Here is a 17541-nt window from a genome sequence, read left to right as displayed (position 1 = left end):
ATACTATTTGTACCCAAAATACCGATGGACTATAAGTTAAGATTTATGGAAAAAATTTTTACACTACTTTTACTTACCGCATCATTCAATAGTTTTGCAGATACCCCTTATATTGGTGTTGACTACATGATGAGTGATATCGAAATAAGTAATGAAAACGCGACCCCTAAAGGTGCATTAATACGTGCTGGTATTAGTAACAATAACATGGCTTTTGAAGCGCATTACCTAGCATCAAATACAAGTGATAATATTTATAATACAGAGTTAAATTTAGACAAAAGCTTAGCCCTTTATTTTGTTATGCAATCTGATGTAGTCAATGGCTTTGGTCTGGACGTTTCATTGGGTTATGCAAAAAATCAAGTTGTTGTGTCTAACCCTTCCACATCAATAAATGGTGATTATAAATATGATGGTTTTTCTTGGGGAGTCGCAATGCACCAGCAAATTCCTTATTTAGAAAACACTCAAATAAGACTTGGTTATCAATCCCTTTTCAAAGGTGATGATATCGAAATAACAGGTTATACCTTAGGCTTTGTTTATCACTTTTAGTAATGTATGAAAGGAAGCAATAGAAATATGATTAATACACACAGTTTTTTTAAATTATCTGTAACCGCATTATTTATTATCAGCATTACGGGTTGCGGTTCTGAAAGTGATGCAACGGATCTTGCAAAAGCAATACAGTTAGACAAACTTCGTTCTGAAGGCACCATTATTGAATCTGTTAAGATAGTTGGAGATCAACAACGCTTAAAGCCAGGTGAGACATTACAATTAAGTGCTACGGGTATAGATAGTAATGGTGACAAGCGCGACATTACTAGTGAGTTAACCTGGGAGTCTAACGATCCGACTATTGCAACTGTAAATAGCAATGGTGTTGTAAATGCGGTTTCGAGTACTACAGCAAACCAAGGGGCTGTATCTATCACAGGAACTACCATCAATGATATCTCAGGTGAAGGTGAGGTTTCAGTAAGTGATGTCGCAGTAACTGAAATTAACTTAAAAACAGCCGCTTCTAACATTGATTACATTAATACATGTATACCTGCGCAATTATCAGCCGATCTTACCTATGCTGATGGATATACATCTTTAAATACCATTAGAGGTTTAAGTTTTGCTGTTGATAACGGCAGTACTGCAACAATCAACTCTGACGGCTTATTGTTTACATCCGCTCCTGATGTTGAAGATACAACTATTACAGCTAAAATAGACAATGTTCTTGGTAAGCTGACAGTGAAAGCAGATCCTAAAAATTTAGAGTCTATCGATATTTTAGTTAATGATGAGCCAACTGAAGAGATCAATCTTAATATTGGCGATCGTATTCAAGTTAGTGCAATTGCCTCTTTGGTAGCTCAAGAAGCTAAGACTATTAATGACACTATTACTTGGTCGCAAGTAGGAACCCGTTATATTGGTATAACAGATGAAGGCGAAAACAAAGGAACGCTTGTTGCTCTCAAGTCTGGTGAAACTCAATTAATTGGCAGCTGTGGCAACAAGCAGAAAATCATTACAGTAACAGTCGATGGTTCTGATGATTTAAATGATCTTCAAATAAATGATGGCAGTTCAGTATCAACTATGACCCCTCTTGGTTCAATTAATCTCACACTGACGGCTAATGGCAGTGATGAAACTTCAAGTGTGAATGTAACTGAATTTGCTGATTGGAGCATTAATGGAAGCAGTTTGGTAACTACAAAATTAATTAGCGCAGGTACAGAGAATGCGGTTTATAGATTAACCAGTAAAACGAATAGCGCTGGTAGTTTTATTGTTTCAGCGACCTACGATAATCAAGTAAGCAGCGTTCAGGTAAATATTGAATAAATAACCCTTCTATATTTGTGGATGCTATTTAAATTATTTAACTAGGGACTGTTGGTCTTTTAAGGTTAGATTTGTAGTAATCTGTTTGGCATTTAGGCAATAACGCTGCATCAATGCCAAACAGGCGCTGCCCATGAGCTCTTCCCTAGGGTGGATTTACTCTTTGTTGCCCACTGAATGTAGGTAAGGAGCGTTAGCAAGACGCGAAAACTTTGCTCGGACTTACTTATTCTTACATGGATGTAAGCCAGTAGAATAACGCATGAGCAGTTATCAACTGCTCACGAGGTTACAAACCTCGCGCCACGATTAAAAAGACCCTACATGCTGCTACTACCTATCAGACTAAAAGTTAGTAAAACTAATGCCCTACCCCTTGATATATATTAAAGTGTTACTTTTGTTTTTCATTAAGTAGCTCTCCATGTCTTTTTTAATTAAACATAAATACACCCTCTATGGGGTGCTCGCTATTTTACTTTGGAGCAGTTTAACTGCTTTTGTTCGTGATTTATCGGAGTTATTTAGCCCAATTGGCGGTGCCGCTTTAATTTATAGCGTCAGTGCGATTTTTTTAATGCTTGTCATGGGTGTACCAAAGCTAAACAATTATCCAAAGCGCTATTTAGTCTTTGGTGGCAGCTTATTTGTGATTTACGAAATGTGTTTGGCTTTATCGCTTGGCTTTGCAAATAGTCGCCAGCAAGCGTTGGAAATGGCGATTATTAACTACCTTTGGCCAGCGTTAACTATTTTGTTATCGATTATTGTTAACCGCATTAAAGTAAGCGTATTAGTCTACCCGAGCATACTGATTGCGTTTTTAGGCGTTGCATGGTGCATTGCAGGTAATAGTGGTTTATCTGTGGAAGTATTAACCGCTAATATTAGTGACAATCCAGTAACCTACTCCATGGCATTTGCAGCGGCGTTTATTTGGGCTGTGTATTGCAGTGTAACGGTTAAACTTAGCGAGGGTAAAAATGCCATTAGTGTATTTTTTGCAGTCACGGCAATCTCTTTATGGATAAGTTACGGACTGAGTAATGAACCCAGCTTTGAGTTTAGCCTATATTCTAGCTTGACCTTAGTATTAGCAGGTATTGTTATTGGTGGAGGTTACGCACTATGGAACCAAGCAATCATTGGCGGTAACCTAGTGTTGTTAGGCACCTTGTCTTACTTTATTCCTGTGTTATCAACACTATTTGCCTCTATTTACTTATCAATATCGCTCACCAGCGTATTCTGGCAAGGCGTTGTGTTAGTTACATTAGGCTCATTAATGTGTTTTATTGTGACCCGAAAAATCAAGCTAACTCAATAAACCAAGGAATAATTGCGCGGACCGAATTCCCCTCAGACGCGCATCGTATTTTAAAGTGATATTATGAATTCACTATCAGATTCGCTTTAAATAAAACGCCATTAATGAATATTAATTTAGTCATCTCTTCAAATAACTTTATATAAATCAACAAAACTCACCCGTTTAATAAGCCCTTGCTCACTAAAGACAATAGATACTGAGTTAAAAATATTATGAGTCTACTTATATATTTAAGTCTACAAGTGCTTCGCATCTAATGCGACTTCATTGCCTCCAAAGCTTAACACCTAACAAACTAAAGTATTAATTTTAAAACTAAAAGCAAAACTTATTGATTGCATGGGGAGAAAAATGATACAACCCTGTACCTCAATTGTGTACTACAGGTTGAGATAATCATTATCAAAGGAAAGTTATGAAAATATATACATTTATTTTGGCCTTACCGCTATTAGGTATCACCAGCTTTGCAACTGCACATTCCCAGCAAGAACGAACGTTTAAACCGCAGCCTGCTATTGTAGAGCGCGTCATGCATCACGGCGTAAACCAATACAGTAATAGCAATGCACCTGTGGCACAATCACAAAAAAAGCCGCAACAGCTACCTCAACAAACGCCAATACAGCAACATATTAGAACGAAGAGAATGTTAAGCCAGGTAATGGCCGTTAATTGTGATTTGAATGCCCTTGCTGTTGCAAATCCCATTACGATTATTGACGAAGTAAAGCGCCAAGGTACACGGTGTATCAACGAGTTATTCGCTGCAACCGATCTTCAACCACAGATTTTTACCACCGATAATATGATTGCTGTAGCTAACCATGCTAACTCACTTTCACAAAGTTACACTGGTGGTGGCAATGAGCAGATCGAAGCTTTATTTTTATATTTGCGAACCGGCTTTTATGCAGAGTTTTATAATGACTCTATCGACTTTCCTGCATTGGTAACACCTAGCGTTGCAGATGCCATTGATGCCTTTGTAAACAATCAACATTTTTATGATAACAACGATGACCATGGTAAAACACTGTCAGAAGTCATTATTACAATGGATAGTGCTGAACAACAACATCGTTATCTTGAAGTTGTTAAGCAATGGCTAACGCGTTTTGATAAAAGTTATGCGAGCAGTTGGAATATGCGTAATGCAGTTAATGGAATTTTTACGTTGCTATATCGCGGGCAGTGGAATGGAGAATTTGTAACGTTAATAGCAAACGATAAAGCTTTAGCAATAAAATTAAGTGAGTTTACGCAAAAACAATGGTTAATTGGATCTGACGGAGAGTTTTTAATAGTAAATGCAGCAAGTGAGCTTGCGCGCCTTAAAAAATATTCTAATGCAAGTATTCAACCTGATGTAGACGCAGGCTTAACTAATATTTTTAATACCTATCAAAGTTATGGCTATGGTGATGCCGTGTGGCTTGGCGCTGCAGACATTGTAAATTATTACACTGATTGCAGTAAGTTTGGTGTTTGTAATTTTGTAGATACACTCACTCAACAAGTACTTTCCCAGCAATATAATTGTAGCAACACCATAAAAATCCGTTCACAGGCGATGACAGCAGCTCAACACGCTGCAGCATGTGATGCAATGCAGGCTGAAGAAGGGTTATTTCATACTAAATTAGCCACAGAAAATATGCCTGTCGCGAATGATTATAACCGTTTTTTATACGTAAATATTTTTGATAGTAGTGACGACTATAGCAAGTATGCCAAAGCCATTTTTGGTATTAATACTAATAATGGCGGAATGTATTTAGAGGGCGATCCTTCTGATACTGATAACGAAGCCAACTTTGTAGCTTATGAAGCAAGCTATGCAAAAGCGGAGCATTTTGTATGGAATTTAGAGCATGAATATGTTCATTACTTAGACGGTCGTTTTAACTTATATGGTAACTTCAACTCACCAACCGAAGACATTGTATGGTGGTCTGAGGGGGTCGCAGAATACATCGCGAATCAAAATGATAATGAAGCGGCAATAAATACCATTAAAAATGGACAGCGCTTTACCCTGCAGCAAATATTTGCCACTAACTACGATGGTTTTGATCAAGATAGAATTTATCGTTGGGGCTATTTAGGGGTACGCTTTATGTTTGAGCGCTACAAACAACAACTCAACGCTATGCTCACGGACACACGTCAAGGAAATTGGCGTGCGTACAAAAATAAAACCCAACATTGGGCTAATAACTATGAAAATGAATTTGTGCAATGGTGCGATCAGTTGGTATATGGTTCGCCGTTAAATATTGCACCGAGTGCCAATATAAATGGCCCATATTCGGGCCTAGAAAATACCCCTATTACGTTCTCAAGTGTTGGTAGTAACGATAGCGACGGAAATATCGTAAGTTATACTTGGCTCTTTGGCGACGGTATTAGCAGCACAGATGCCAATCCAATACATACTTACACGCAGTCAGGTCAATATACCGTATCATTAACCGTCACTGATAACGATGGCGACATTGATATGAAAACAATTATCGCAACCGTAACTGAAAATACTCAAGGCAATAAACAAACGCTCATAAATGGTCAACCCCTTTTTATTTCTCAAAAGCAAAACACCCAGTTACAGTTTAATTTTGACGTCCCTTTTGGCGCTAGCGAATTAGCATTTAGTCTAAATGATGGCTCAGGGGATGCTGATTTATACGTCAGTTATAACTCAGAGCCAACCTTATCTCGCTATGACTGTCGCCCATACCTTGAAGGAAATAACGAACAATGTATTTTCAATCCTGCCCACGTAGGAAACTATCATGTAATGGTAAACGGTTATAATAACTATGATAATGTAAAGCTCACTGCATCATATAAAGAAACGCGTAGTTCACTGCCTGATGCATGTGCAACGTCATCAGGGCAAAGTAAAGGCCGCCTTAAAGATGGTGAAGTCATATGTTTAAGTAACAGTGGTCCAATGTGGTTTGCCATTGCAGATGTAAATAGTCAGTCAGGTATTTCAATAACATCAGCAAATGGTAGCGGTAATATTGACTTAAGTTACTCGAATAGTACTTGGCCAAATGGTAGTAACGAGATTGCAAACTCTGCCAATAGTGCGAATAACGAGTGTATTTTCATTCGTGATCAGGAGCAATTTTGGGGGTACCTAAAAGTCTCTGGAAACAGTGAGGGCGCAAGTCTAGTGGTTGACTTTAATAGTACTGGTTGCCGATAGTATAAATATTTTTTAAAGCGAAAAGCCAATTTGCTTTTCGCTTTAACCATTTAATTAGCTTGCTAATCGCAGTCCCAATAGCACTAACATCACAATGTTTGCAATCACACTGATTAAAAAGAAGTAACTACGCGGGCTGGGGTTTTTCTCGGTGGCGATTGCGTAATACAGTGCCATATGAATTAAGCGTGCAATCACATATACCCATATACATATTGCAAATACCGAGCTGTGGTAATTCATCACAAAAGCAAATAAAACCGTTCCTATAAATAGTGCACTGTTTTCTAATGTGTTATGAAAAGTACGATGCGCTCTAAATATAAAGCTCCCATGAGATAGCTCTTTATCAATTTTCCCTGGCACTGCACCAGGTTGTTTAGCCTTACTAAACGTCGCAACGGCCCACTGAACTAACATCATAATTAAGTATAGGTAAAATGCTACAAACGCAGAATGTGCAATATCGGTCATTGTTTTTTCCTTTGTGTTGTTATTAGAATAATAGTTAAAGCAACTATTAAGCCAAATTTAACCAACTGATATGTATATAAATTATTTTACAAAATATACATTTTTTGTAAAAGATTCCTGCTTTATATAAAAATTACGGTATTTATGTAATGTATATCAAACTTTGACATAATATTAATACTAATTACGTATTTTATAAATTTAACTTGAGCATTTATTCTAATTGTTGTTTTATAGATGTTACTAAAAATGGAACGGCGGAATTTTTATGAAAAATAAAATAACCAAATCTTTAGCTACGGCGGCATTATTGAACTTTATATCAGTACCTGCTTTTTCAGCTCAAGATCATATTGAAAATGCAGAAAGCTTGGTACAGCAAGCTCAATACAAAAACGTAGCAACTATTAAGCGTAATTTCGCAAAGCAAGTAGCGCTTAATTATTCAGTGTTAAATGCTGATTTAAAACAATCAGTAAATAAATATAACTTAGTTTTAAATGCTGATCAGTTATCAACAGTAGCACGGCATACACAACGTAATATAAGTCAGGCAAATAGTGCCTTACAACAACTTAAAGGCTTACCTAACAATACAGGAAGCTTGTTACAAGTGCGTTTAGCTAGCGAAACCATGCTAACTGATTGGCAACAAGGTGAAAACCCTTTATTCGCATTTGCACCCGCTGGTGACGATAGCCAATGGATCGAGATTGAAGCGTTCGATCAGTTTGGTAACATTCATTATTTAAGCGTAGACCAAATGCCAACTCAACCTGTTTTTATTGTCGAATTAGATCAGCAAAAAGTACAGGATGCGGGTATTGCAGTAATGAAAGGAATTTTGTCAGCTAACAAATTCAGCAAAAACATGGTTAGCCCACAAAATCAATTAAATAATGATCAGCCTTTACAAACTAGCGTGCTGAAAAAAATACATTTAGAGGATGATAAAGAACCTTGGATTTCAGGTAAAGCAGAAGTCTATGCCATCGTAACGGGGATCGATCCTAGCAGAGATGAACCAATATTAGATATTGTTGATTTACCTTATTTAGATCATGATAAAACCAATTACAGCCCTAATCAGGTTTTAATTCATTGGCAACGTTATCGTTGGCAAGCTGTCGATTTGCTTTTAATGGAGCAAGATGACAACACAAATTATAAAACCTTAGCAATGAAGTTATTAGAAATATCAGAGCAAGTAATGGCAAGCATCCCTGATTTACAAGCACAGGGCTATACTATTATTCCTAAACTCACTAATGAGTTACTTAAAGCAATGCCTGATGAATGGTTTACCAATAATGATGATTATGTCGATGTTTTTTACACACTGTTTGAAAACAAAGAGTATCAAGGTTACAAAGGCGCAAGTAGTAATGCCACCATTACCTTGTCACCTTTAGAGATAAATCCTCGTCAGTAAATAACGACCCGCCACTGTTTGGCTTGGTAACTAAACAGTGGTGAGTTAAGCATTACTCCCGTAGTTTAAGCGTAATACATACAACGCCGTGATCGGTACTTAAATCGTCGCGCTCAAACTCAGGGTTAATTAAATGACGATCGTAAGTATGATAATTGCTTACTTCAAAAAAACTGTCGTCATAGCCAGAATCAAACTCACAAGACAGCAAAATATAATCAAGAACTGAACTGTTTGCGCCAAAGTAATGTGTTGCTTTTCGTAGTGGTTTTAAACCTCGATTATCTTTATCGGTAATACCTTGTATTGACTCATTAGATACTTCATCAGGCTCGCAATCATCGTTTAACTTTGTAAATAACTGCCACGCATCGTTAAGACAATATTTTGCAAGGTAGGTTTTACTATCAAACGTAGGGGCAAAACGCAGTGTATTGGTTAATAAATGGCTTAAAACGCCATCAGCTAGGTCGTTATTAAAATCTCCCATTAATATCATAGGTTGTTGCGTGGCCTCACGACGGCTTATCATTTCTATCATCAGCAATGTTGCTTCACTACCACGCTGAATAGTTGAGCCCCAGCCACCCGCTACATTTGCTTTTAAAATTTCAATAATGTTTTTTTCAGCTGTTATTAGTTCTTTATTAGTTTCATCAATCTCAATTGATGGCCGTTTAGATTTAAAATGCACCACATAGCAATCGGTATTACCGATATGCGGCAAATTTATTGTGGCTCTAAGAACTTTACGACTAAAGGCAAAATCTTCAGTTAAACCTAAAGTACTGGCAAGCTCATAGTCGTGTTTTACGCTCGCTACTTCAACAATGGGGTATTTTGCTGCTATTGCCACAACGGGGCGTTTATAAATAAAATCATCTATTACCTGTGGCTCATCCACCACAGCAAAGTACGCATACCCTTGCTGCTTTAGTAACTCTTTAAGCGACTCAATGCTAAACACTTCCTGAAAGCCAATTACATCGGGCTGATGCTCGGTTAAATAATCAATAATCCAGCGCTGTTTTTTTGCCCATTGCTCCGCGGTATATATCCGCTCAAACTCATAATAAGCATTAGGTGGCTCAAGATAATTAAACAGGTTAAATGTGGCTATTTTTAATGTTGAATTGGTTATCATCATCTCAGGGGATTGTTCTGAGTTATCAGCTAAAGGTGATGTATTACAGTCACTAATAATGGTCGCCTTTGAAAGTTTATATTGTGTGCTATTGTCAACATCATATAAGATTTTTGCTTGGTACCAAAGCTTGATAACAACTAAAACCCATTAAATCGTTTAAAGTTTAGGCAAACGCAACCTATCCCCTTTAAATTTATATACAAGTTGGTATGCTACGCGACCTTTTTTAACATATGGTTATCAAAAAAGGCAAAGCCAAGGGGGGGGCCAATGCTGCAAGGCACTTAGTATAAGTGGCAGCAATAATTACAGGCATCGCGTTATAAAACGTTAGGTGTAACTTTAAATAGCAATATAAAAAGCACTATTAGGGTCAAACTATGCGATTAGGACCAGGACTACTCGTCACCGCTGCCTTCATTGGACCAGGGACTATTACCACCGCGAGCGTAGCGGGTGCAAACTTTGGTTTTGCACTAATATGGACGCTACTATTTTCAGTAATTGCCACCATATTATTACAATCTATGGCGGCGCGCCTAGGCGTAGCCACCGGGCAAGACTTAGCACAAGCACTAAGAGCCCATATTGAAACTCCCCTATTTAAATCTCTTGCTATATTTTTAGTGATCAGCGCCATTGGTGTTGGCAGTGCCGCCTACGAGGCTGGTAATTTAAGCGGTGCCAGCATGGGATTAATTGAAATATTCCCTCAGGTAAATGCCCAACTTTGGACACCACTGATTGCATTTTTAAGTGCCGTATTACTGTATAGCGGTAAACACAAAGTTGTTGAAAATGCGCTTATTTTACTAGTGATTTTAATGAGCCTAGTGTTTATCTCTACGCTTGTTATGGCGGCTCCCTCGCTCAGTGACATATTAGCTGGTTTTGTTCCTAGCATGCCAGAGGGCTCAGTTACCACAGTATTAGCATTGGTAGGTACGACCATAGTGCCATATAACTTATTTTTACACTCAGGGGTACTGGCTGCTCGCCATGACAGCAAGAGTGACAAACAAAAAGTAATTAAAGAAACCAATATAGATACGGGCGTGTCCATCACCCTAGGTGGTGTGATCACCTTAGCTATTTTATCAACCGCATCAGTAGCGTTTTATGGCACCGATGCAGGGCAAATAAGTGCTGCCAATATGGCGGTACAACTTGAACCCTTACTAGGTGATGCCGCCCATTACTTTTTTGCTATTGGTTTATTTGCCGCAGGCTTAACCAGCGCTATAACGGCTCCCCTTGCCGGCGCTTACGCCGTATGTGGCATGTTAGGTTGGTCAAATAAAATGGATAACACTCGCTTTAAAGGCGTTGCCATTGTTATTTTATTATTTGGTGCTGCCGTAGCATCTCTGGGTTTAGACCCTGTCGCGGTGATAATTTTTGCCCAAGCTGCTAACGGTTTACTGTTGCCAATTGTAACTGCCTACCTTGTTTGGCTAGTAAATCAAGGCTCTGTAATGGGTAAATACACTAACTCAGTATTGGTAAACCTACTTACTTTACCGGTATTAGTGCTTATTTTTGGCTTAAGTGGTTATAAACTTTTTAGTTTGATTTTTTGATATCACTACGCAATTTATACATACAAAAGCCGCTGCATCATGTGCAGCGGCTTTTTTCATTGCAGACCAATACTCACTTAAAAACCGTGATGCTCTGTCTTTTGCTTACTTGCCTTAATGAGTTTTGCAAATACATAACCCCCTACTGCACCTGCACATAATTGCGCATAAAACCCCCAGCCTCTTGCACCCGCAATAATAGTAATATTCATAATAGATTCAATAGCAATTAACGCTGTTGCAAACGCTACAATACCCGCAGTTACAAATAATTGTATCCCCTGATTTTTAAGCTTTTTCGCGATAAACCAGGTCACAAAAAATGCGAGAGCAAGTGCAATCGCAATAATAGCGCCGTAAGTAGGTAGCAAGCCAAGCCAATCTTCAAGGGTTAAATTAACACGATCATTAAAGCCCACCACTACACCTACATTAACTAATTGATTGACAACGTATTGGCTATGAAACAAGCTAGCAAGAGTGAATGTAAGTAACCAAGAAACTAAAAATGAAGGGAGTGTACGTGTTAAAAACTGCATGGTTATCTCAACTTAAAATAAAACTTTTTCCTTACACTAGCAAAGGCTTGCAGGGTAAACAATCTCTACGTTGTATTACGCTACTCTCGCTTTTAACGTTTTCTTGTAACGTCAGTGCCGAATTACCAACACAGCAATATACTGCTAGTACCTTAGCAACAGATCTCAATTCACCATGGAGCATGGTTAAGCTCCCAAACGACATCTGGTTAGTTACAGAGCGTGATGGCCATGTTGTTATCATTAAAAACAATCAACAAAGCCGAGTTAAAATAAACTTCGAGGGCTTATACGTTGCAGGGCAAGGCGGTTTACTCGATATAGTACTTTCGCCAAATTACAGTGAATCAAAAGAAATAATATTCACTTATGCCCAAGGTGAGCTTGATGCAAACAGACTCGTTATTGCCAAAGCTAAGTTTGATGGCGAGCAGTTTTCAGTACCAAAAGTTATTTATAAAGTTGCCACCGATAAGGGCACACCGCAGCATTACTCTGGCCGGGCGCTTGTACTGCCCGATAATAGCTTACTGTTTTCAAGTGGTGATGGCTTTGACTACCGCGAGCAAGCACAAGTTATAACCAGCCAATTAGGTAAAGTGCTACGAATTAATTTAAATGGCACTATTCCAAGCGATAACCCGTTTATTAAACATGAAAACTCTAACGCGCATGCCATTTATTCACTTGGCCATCGGAACCTACAAGGTTTAGTATACGATGATGATACCAAGCAAATTATTAGTCACGAACACGGCCCCGCAGGCGGTGATGAGCTCAACTATTTAAAGGCTGGCACCAACTACGGCTGGCCAGTAATCACTAACGGCGACGATTATTCACAAGCACGTATTTCGCCCTTTAGAGACTACCCAGGCATGGCTAAACCAACCGTAGATTGGACTCCCTCAATTGCGCCATCAGGCATGGCATATTATGGCTCTAAGCATGCAGCCTTCCCTTCACTGCAACGCCACGTGCTTATTACTACATTGGTCGATAAAAAGCTCTACAGCGTTAATTTAGCAAATGGTGAGTTCACCCAATCACATATTTTCCCAGAGGCTAAAGGCAGGCTCAGAGATGTGTTTGTTAGTGCTGAAGGTAATGTAGCGATATTAACGGATGGAAAAGAGGCAAAGCTGATGCTGGTAACGCCAAATTAGTCATTTATTTAAAATTATGAAACTCAAAAAATGACTGAGTTATTTGAATTGGTTGTTCTAATTGCGGGTAATGGCCTACCCCTTCTAGTTCAATAATATCTGGATTAATGATTAATTCGCGATAACGTTTAACCATATGACGACCCGAAACGGGGTCGTCCATACCGCAAATTAACCGCATGGGTACATCTGCTTGTTGTAAAGCGCTCACCCAACGAGCGCGATGTAATTTACGCTCTGTGATGTAATAAATCAGTTTTGCCATGACTGGCTTGCCCTGTTTATATGCAATTAACTGCCACAACTCCTTGAGTTCTTTCTCAGCAAGTGGCGTCGCGCATATATTATCAAAATTACGCTTAAAGCTTTTATAGTTTGCAAGTCGCGACACTAAAGAGCCTATGGGGCTAAGTAACAACTTTTGCAATAATACCGGTTTATGTGTTTCTGGAAATAACCCACCGTTAAGAAAGCAAACGCTCTGTATTTTTATGGCATGCGGCTCATTTAAATTGCTTCTAGCAAGTAGCTCTTGCGCTACCGTATCACCATAATCGTGGCTTAAAATATGCGTTGCCTTTACATTAAACACCTTTAAAAAATATGTCAGTAAATCCGCTTGCATATTTATGGTGTAAGTAACATTTTGAGGTTTGTCACTAAAACCAAAACCCAGCATATCGAGGGTAAATACCTTAAAGTGTTGAGCCAGCGCAGCCCATTGATTATGCCAATCCCAACTTGCGGTTGGGTAGCCATGGATCAGTAATAAACACGGCGCGTGCTGTTTGCCTTGCACATGATATCCAATCTCATGACCTTGAAATTCAAACGTCGATTGGCTCTTATGCCACGAAGCTAATGAATCAGTGATTGTTGTAGTGTTACTAATGACATTCATGACAATTTCGCTGCTTTTATAAGGTGATAAACGAGATGAATTAGGTATCTACCATAATTAACTTTTTATCTGATATTACTTAAATATCCTATGAAAATGTACATAAATTTATTATTTGCGGGTAGCCATTTCCATGACTAATATCATTTAAGATAGGACGACAATAACTAAATTAAGGAGTCAAAGTGAAAATATTGTCCGTTGACGATAACCCTCAAAATAGAAACATCATGAAAATTGCGCTTTCTAAGCAACACGATATTGCTTCATCTGATGGAACCGAGCCAATATTAGCACTAATGGAACAGCATCAACCACAAGTCGTCCTGATGGATATTTTACTTAGTAATGGCCTTACTGGTTATGATTTAGTTGAACAAATAACTCAATCCGGTGAATACGATGATTGCGAAATTATATTTATATCCGCTTTAACATCAAGTGAAGACAAACTCACAGCATATGGGTATGGCGGCGATGATTATATTGCCAAGCCAGTAGACTTTAAGGAACTTAACGAAAAATTAAAGCGTGTTGAACTGCGTATTACAGAGCGAAATAATCTAAAAGAAATGTACGATGTTGCCTCTACAACTGCTTTTACCTCAATGCAACAAGCAAGTGAACTCGGAGAGTTAGTCTCGTTCTTTACTGACAACCTTGACGTAACCGATTTAGATGCATTATTTGCTAACGTACAGCAGTACTTTACCAATGCAGGCGCTAGCTGCTGTGTAGAGTTTAGGGTAGCAAACCAATATCACCAATTTCCAAAACAAACTATTTCTGAACTGGAAAAAGAAATTCTTGAACTAGGCAGAAGAGCAAAACGAATAGTGCCATTTAGCTCTAACCTATTATTTAACGCGCCTGCTTGCTCAATACTTGTAAAAGGAATAAATGCAAAAGACGAAGGCTTACTCGGACGACTTCGAGATAATTTTGCTATTTTACTTACTATTATAGAAAGCCGAATGGAATTTATTGAACAGCAATTAGAAAAAACGACGATACGTCAACAAGCTTTAAACACCCTCAAGAGCCAACTTGCTGATGATTTTAGTACTATAAATAAACTATGCTCAGAGCAAGATAAGCAAGTAAAAATACTCGTTAATGATTTATCTCAAGCTATACAATCAAAAATGATCACTCTAGGTTTGGATGAAGAGCAAGAGTCGGAGCTAGTCGGGTTAGTTGATGAAACGAAAGAAATTGTAGAAGAAACCTTAGTCCTGTCTTTTACACTAGAAGAAAAATTACAAGCCATAACAAAACGCTTAAAAGCTGTTGAATAATATAAGTACAATTTATAGACCAAGCTCGATAGAACCATAGAACTCTGTTGGGTGGCGCCTTTGGCTTAACCAACCTACCTTTAGACGTAGGTCGGATAAGTGGCGAAGCCACGCCATCCGACAAAAATGATGAATTTACTTGGGGCAACCCGACTTATCACGCTGTGTATAATATGCAAAATTGCGGCTTAAATTAAGCCGCAATTAGATTTAAGCTCTGATATATGAAGTTAATATTTGCTCATTTTGGTCTTCAACCAAATAATTTTAGATAAATCATTACACTCCGTAGTTTGCATCAACTAGTTGACTAACAAAAATATTTGAAATGTGTTCTTTAGACTTTAACCAAAGCTCAACGTCTGCTCTATCTTGATTAGTCGCTGAACCGTAACGATTAACAGAACAAATAAAGCCACTGAATGACTTACAGTCACCTCCACCAGCAATACAAAGTTTTCTTTTATCGATGAATTCTAAAAGCTCATCTAGTAATAAATCAAATTCCGCTTCAGTAGCATTTAAATTACAAGTAAATTCAAAACCTAGAATAGCAAATTCATCTAAATACAATTTCTTGCGTAATCGTCTACTTTTAGTACTCATAAATATCCTTTGGTATATGACGCCAACTTATTAATCCGCCTACGAAGTGGCTTAGAATAAGTTATAAAGGAGCAAAAGCCAAAGATAGCTTACTATTTAACATATAGTTAAAACTTAACTAACTTCGCTAAATTGTTACCCAAGTGCTTTTATTAATGAAGAACTTAATTCACAAAGAGGATAAGAGGCGCTATGCTTTTAGAGGAAAATAACAGGTTGAATTAAGCCGTTTGGAGAAATTTAAGTTCTGATGTCTGAAGTCAAGATTTGACCCCTTTGGTTTTTACGCTTGAATAACATACTGACCATATAGGTTTTAAGTGTATCAGAGCTCAATAAAACCACCTGCTAAGGGGTTTCAATTAACTACCCAGCTGATGTCGTAGCGTGGCAGCTCAGGAGCTGCTGTAATAGGTGGCAGAACTTTAAAATGACCGCGCATATTCAAAGCCTCACAACCTGTTTCCCAGTTTGCAAGCCAGATACCAAGTGCAACAGCGGCATAATACCGCGAGCTGATGGAGGTGAAGAAATCAAAACGAATGATGTTTTCTTCACCATTTTCCTGCTCTGTTATTGCGACACAGCGAGTAGTTTGCCCATTGTATGACGACGGTGACCACTGGCAAACCTCATAACAACGTCCATAAAGACTATATGGATTGGCTTGAGTATCCAATGGTGTACTAAGTGACGGGTCGGAAAAAAACAGTTCCGATAATGGTAAACGTTTATGCATTAAGCGATTAAAGAAGCGAATGAATAATGGCTTATACATCGAATCATAGCCGATTGCACAAACACAAATGACATGATCGTTTTCTGGGTCGATCTTGTCATCTAGATGTTGCAGAATGCTATTATTATCGGCGCCTGGCCCTATCCAACAAGTCGCAATACCCATGCGAGTTGCTTGAATCACAATTTTTTGCAAACTCCGACCAACATCAATGATTGATAAGCGGTCATATTCCTTTGGGGCAATGGCTACCAAAAATTCGTGCGCACCAACAACGGGCCAAACGATTAATGGTGCCTTGATATATTCAAATCGAATAGGTTTTTGCCCAAGTAGTTGGTTTTCTTGAGTATGAAACTGAACCGCCTTGAGTAATTCAGCATGATGATCGGCTGTTAAATTACGAGATTGAAATGAACGGCATGATTGACGTGATCGCATCAAATCAAATGCATCGAGATGATTTTTATTGGGAGGTATTTTTTCGGTGGGGTGTAATCCATATTTAACCATGATTATCGTGCCAACCAGCGCGATACTCAACAATGTAGCTAAACCAAGTGGTAACCAAAACAACAAAACTTGCCAATGCCCAATTAACCAACCGACTCCAGTAATCAGCAGTAGTATCGATATCCATGCTGCATGAATAACATATTGTAACCAACCACTAAATTGAAGCCTCAGTTTAAGCTTCCATAGCGCACTATCTTCAAAGGACCATTGTTTTTCTAATGGCATATAAATCCCCTATTAAAATAATTTTTGCTAAAATCAACTTTTGATAAAGTATGAACGATCTCAGACTAAGTGGCACCTAACGCCTCAATCAGAGGCAATAAAATAGCTGGTTGAAATTAGCGAGGCACGAGCAAAAACCAGCTGTTTTTTGTCCTGCTGAATTGACTTGTTAGTTGCCTACTCTTCCTCAATAATATAAAGATATTCAATATTTATATTTTTAATGTCTTCATATTTGAGAATAAGGCGATCCCCCTTTATCTCATAAAAACGTGTAGTTGGTGGGGTCGTTGGTTCAGAATCGTCTGACTCTATTAATCTTCTCATTGCCCCAGATAAAACAACTCGATTCAATTGCCCGTTAGAATCAAGATAAAAATCTTCAAGAACACCATAATATAAGAAGGATGTGTTTTTAGACTCAACTAAGCAGGATAATTTAATTAACTCTGCGTCCTGAGTTTCAGACAATTTTCCTGTAAGCTCATAGTACCAAGGAGTGTCAAAAGCATAC

At 38.3% G+C, this 17541-nt stretch carries 14 protein-coding genes and 1 pseudogene; 8 read left to right on the top strand and 7 right to left on the bottom strand.

Going from position 1 to position 17541, the window contains the following annotated elements:
• Window positions 1-45: 45 nt before the first annotated feature.
• From QL989_RS15480 to QL989_RS15465, 4 genes are all read left to right on the top strand, one after another.
• Window positions 46-558 (top strand): outer membrane beta-barrel protein, encoded by a 513-nt coding sequence (locus QL989_RS15480; protein WP_290171031.1) that lies wholly within the window; start codon window positions 46-48, stop codon window positions 556-558.
• Window positions 559-585: 27 nt separating this feature from the next.
• Window positions 586-1857: an Ig-like domain-containing protein gene (locus QL989_RS15475; protein WP_290171029.1), complete on the top strand. Its 1272-nt coding sequence runs from the start codon at window positions 586-588 to the stop codon at window positions 1855-1857.
• A 424-nt stretch (window positions 1858-2281) separates the two neighbouring features.
• On the top strand, window positions 2282-3184 hold the full coding sequence (yddG, locus tag QL989_RS15470) for an aromatic amino acid DMT transporter YddG (RefSeq protein WP_290171027.1): 903 nt from the start codon (window positions 2282-2284) through the stop codon (window positions 3182-3184).
• A 418-nt stretch (window positions 3185-3602) separates the two neighbouring features.
• Complete coding sequence (locus QL989_RS15465) at window positions 3603-6404, top strand: collagenase (protein WP_290171025.1); 2802 nt, start codon at window positions 3603-3605, stop codon at window positions 6402-6404.
• A 54-nt stretch (window positions 6405-6458) separates the two neighbouring features.
• On the opposite strand, the gene QL989_RS15460 is transcribed toward QL989_RS15465, so the two are convergent.
• The gene (locus QL989_RS15460; protein WP_138604895.1) at window positions 6459-6878 is read right to left on the bottom strand and encodes an MAPEG family protein; all 420 of its coding nucleotides are present in this window, start codon (window positions 6876-6878) and stop codon (window positions 6459-6461) included.
• Window positions 6879-7146: 268 nt separating this feature from the next.
• On the opposite strand from QL989_RS15460, the gene QL989_RS15455 reads away from it, so the two are divergent.
• On the top strand, window positions 7147-8310 hold the full coding sequence (locus tag QL989_RS15455; protein ID WP_290171024.1) for a DUF3103 family protein: 1164 nt from the start codon (window positions 7147-7149) through the stop codon (window positions 8308-8310).
• Window positions 8311-8362: 52 nt separating this feature from the next.
• Here the strand turns inward: QL989_RS15455 and QL989_RS15450 are convergent, their stop codons facing one another.
• Window positions 8363-9457 (bottom strand): endonuclease/exonuclease/phosphatase family protein, encoded by a 1095-nt coding sequence (locus QL989_RS15450; protein WP_290171023.1) that lies wholly within the window; start codon window positions 9455-9457, stop codon window positions 8363-8365.
• A gap of 380 nt (window positions 9458-9837) precedes the next feature.
• Between QL989_RS15450 and QL989_RS15445 the strand changes: the two genes are divergently transcribed.
• The gene (locus QL989_RS15445) at window positions 9838-11037 is read left to right on the top strand and encodes an Nramp family divalent metal transporter (protein ID WP_290171022.1); all 1200 of its coding nucleotides are present in this window, start codon (window positions 9838-9840) and stop codon (window positions 11035-11037) included.
• Between the two features lie 77 nt (window positions 11038-11114).
• Here the strand turns inward: QL989_RS15445 and QL989_RS15440 are convergent, their stop codons facing one another.
• The gene (locus QL989_RS15440; RefSeq protein WP_290171021.1) at window positions 11115-11576 is read right to left on the bottom strand and encodes a hypothetical protein; all 462 of its coding nucleotides are present in this window, start codon (window positions 11574-11576) and stop codon (window positions 11115-11117) included.
• Here QL989_RS15440 and QL989_RS15435 point away from each other — a divergent pair.
• A complete protein-coding gene (locus tag QL989_RS15435; RefSeq protein ID WP_290171019.1) occupies window positions 11561-12742 on the top strand; it encodes a PQQ-dependent sugar dehydrogenase in 1182 nt (393 codons plus the stop codon). The genes QL989_RS15440 and QL989_RS15435 overlap by 16 nt on opposite strands.
• Before the next feature lie 4 nt (window positions 12743-12746).
• On the opposite strand, the gene QL989_RS15430 is transcribed toward QL989_RS15435, so the two are convergent.
• A complete protein-coding gene (locus tag QL989_RS15430; protein WP_290171018.1) occupies window positions 12747-13643 on the bottom strand; it encodes an alpha/beta hydrolase in 897 nt (298 codons plus the stop codon).
• 185 nt (window positions 13644-13828) lie between these two features.
• Between QL989_RS15430 and QL989_RS15425 the strand changes: the two genes are divergently transcribed.
• Window positions 13829-14941, top strand: coding sequence for a response regulator (locus QL989_RS15425; RefSeq protein WP_290171016.1), 1113 nt, complete (start codon window positions 13829-13831; stop codon window positions 14939-14941).
• A 279-nt stretch (window positions 14942-15220) separates the two neighbouring features.
• Here QL989_RS15425 and QL989_RS15420 read toward each other — a convergent pair whose 3' ends face one another.
• From QL989_RS15420 to QL989_RS15410, 3 genes and pseudogenes are all read right to left on the bottom strand, one after another.
• Window positions 15221-15547: a 50S ribosome-binding protein YggL gene (locus tag QL989_RS15420; RefSeq protein ID WP_290171015.1), complete on the bottom strand. Its 327-nt coding sequence runs from the start codon at window positions 15545-15547 to the stop codon at window positions 15221-15223.
• 358 nt (window positions 15548-15905) lie between these two features.
• Window positions 15906-17027 carry a nitroreductase family protein gene (locus tag QL989_RS15415; protein ID WP_290171013.1) on the bottom strand — a complete coding sequence of 374 codons (1122 nt, stop codon included), beginning with the start codon at window positions 17025-17027 and terminating at the stop codon, window positions 15906-15908.
• A gap of 177 nt (window positions 17028-17204) precedes the next feature.
• A pseudogene (locus QL989_RS15410) lies at window positions 17205-17541 on the bottom strand (hypothetical protein); the annotation flags it as partial.

It is taken from the genome of Pseudoalteromonas sp. APC 3224 (assembly GCF_030407535.1).
In the GTDB taxonomy this organism is placed as follows: Bacteria; Pseudomonadota; Gammaproteobacteria; order Enterobacterales; family Alteromonadaceae; genus Pseudoalteromonas.
This window is presented reverse-complemented; position numbering and strand designations above follow the sequence as displayed.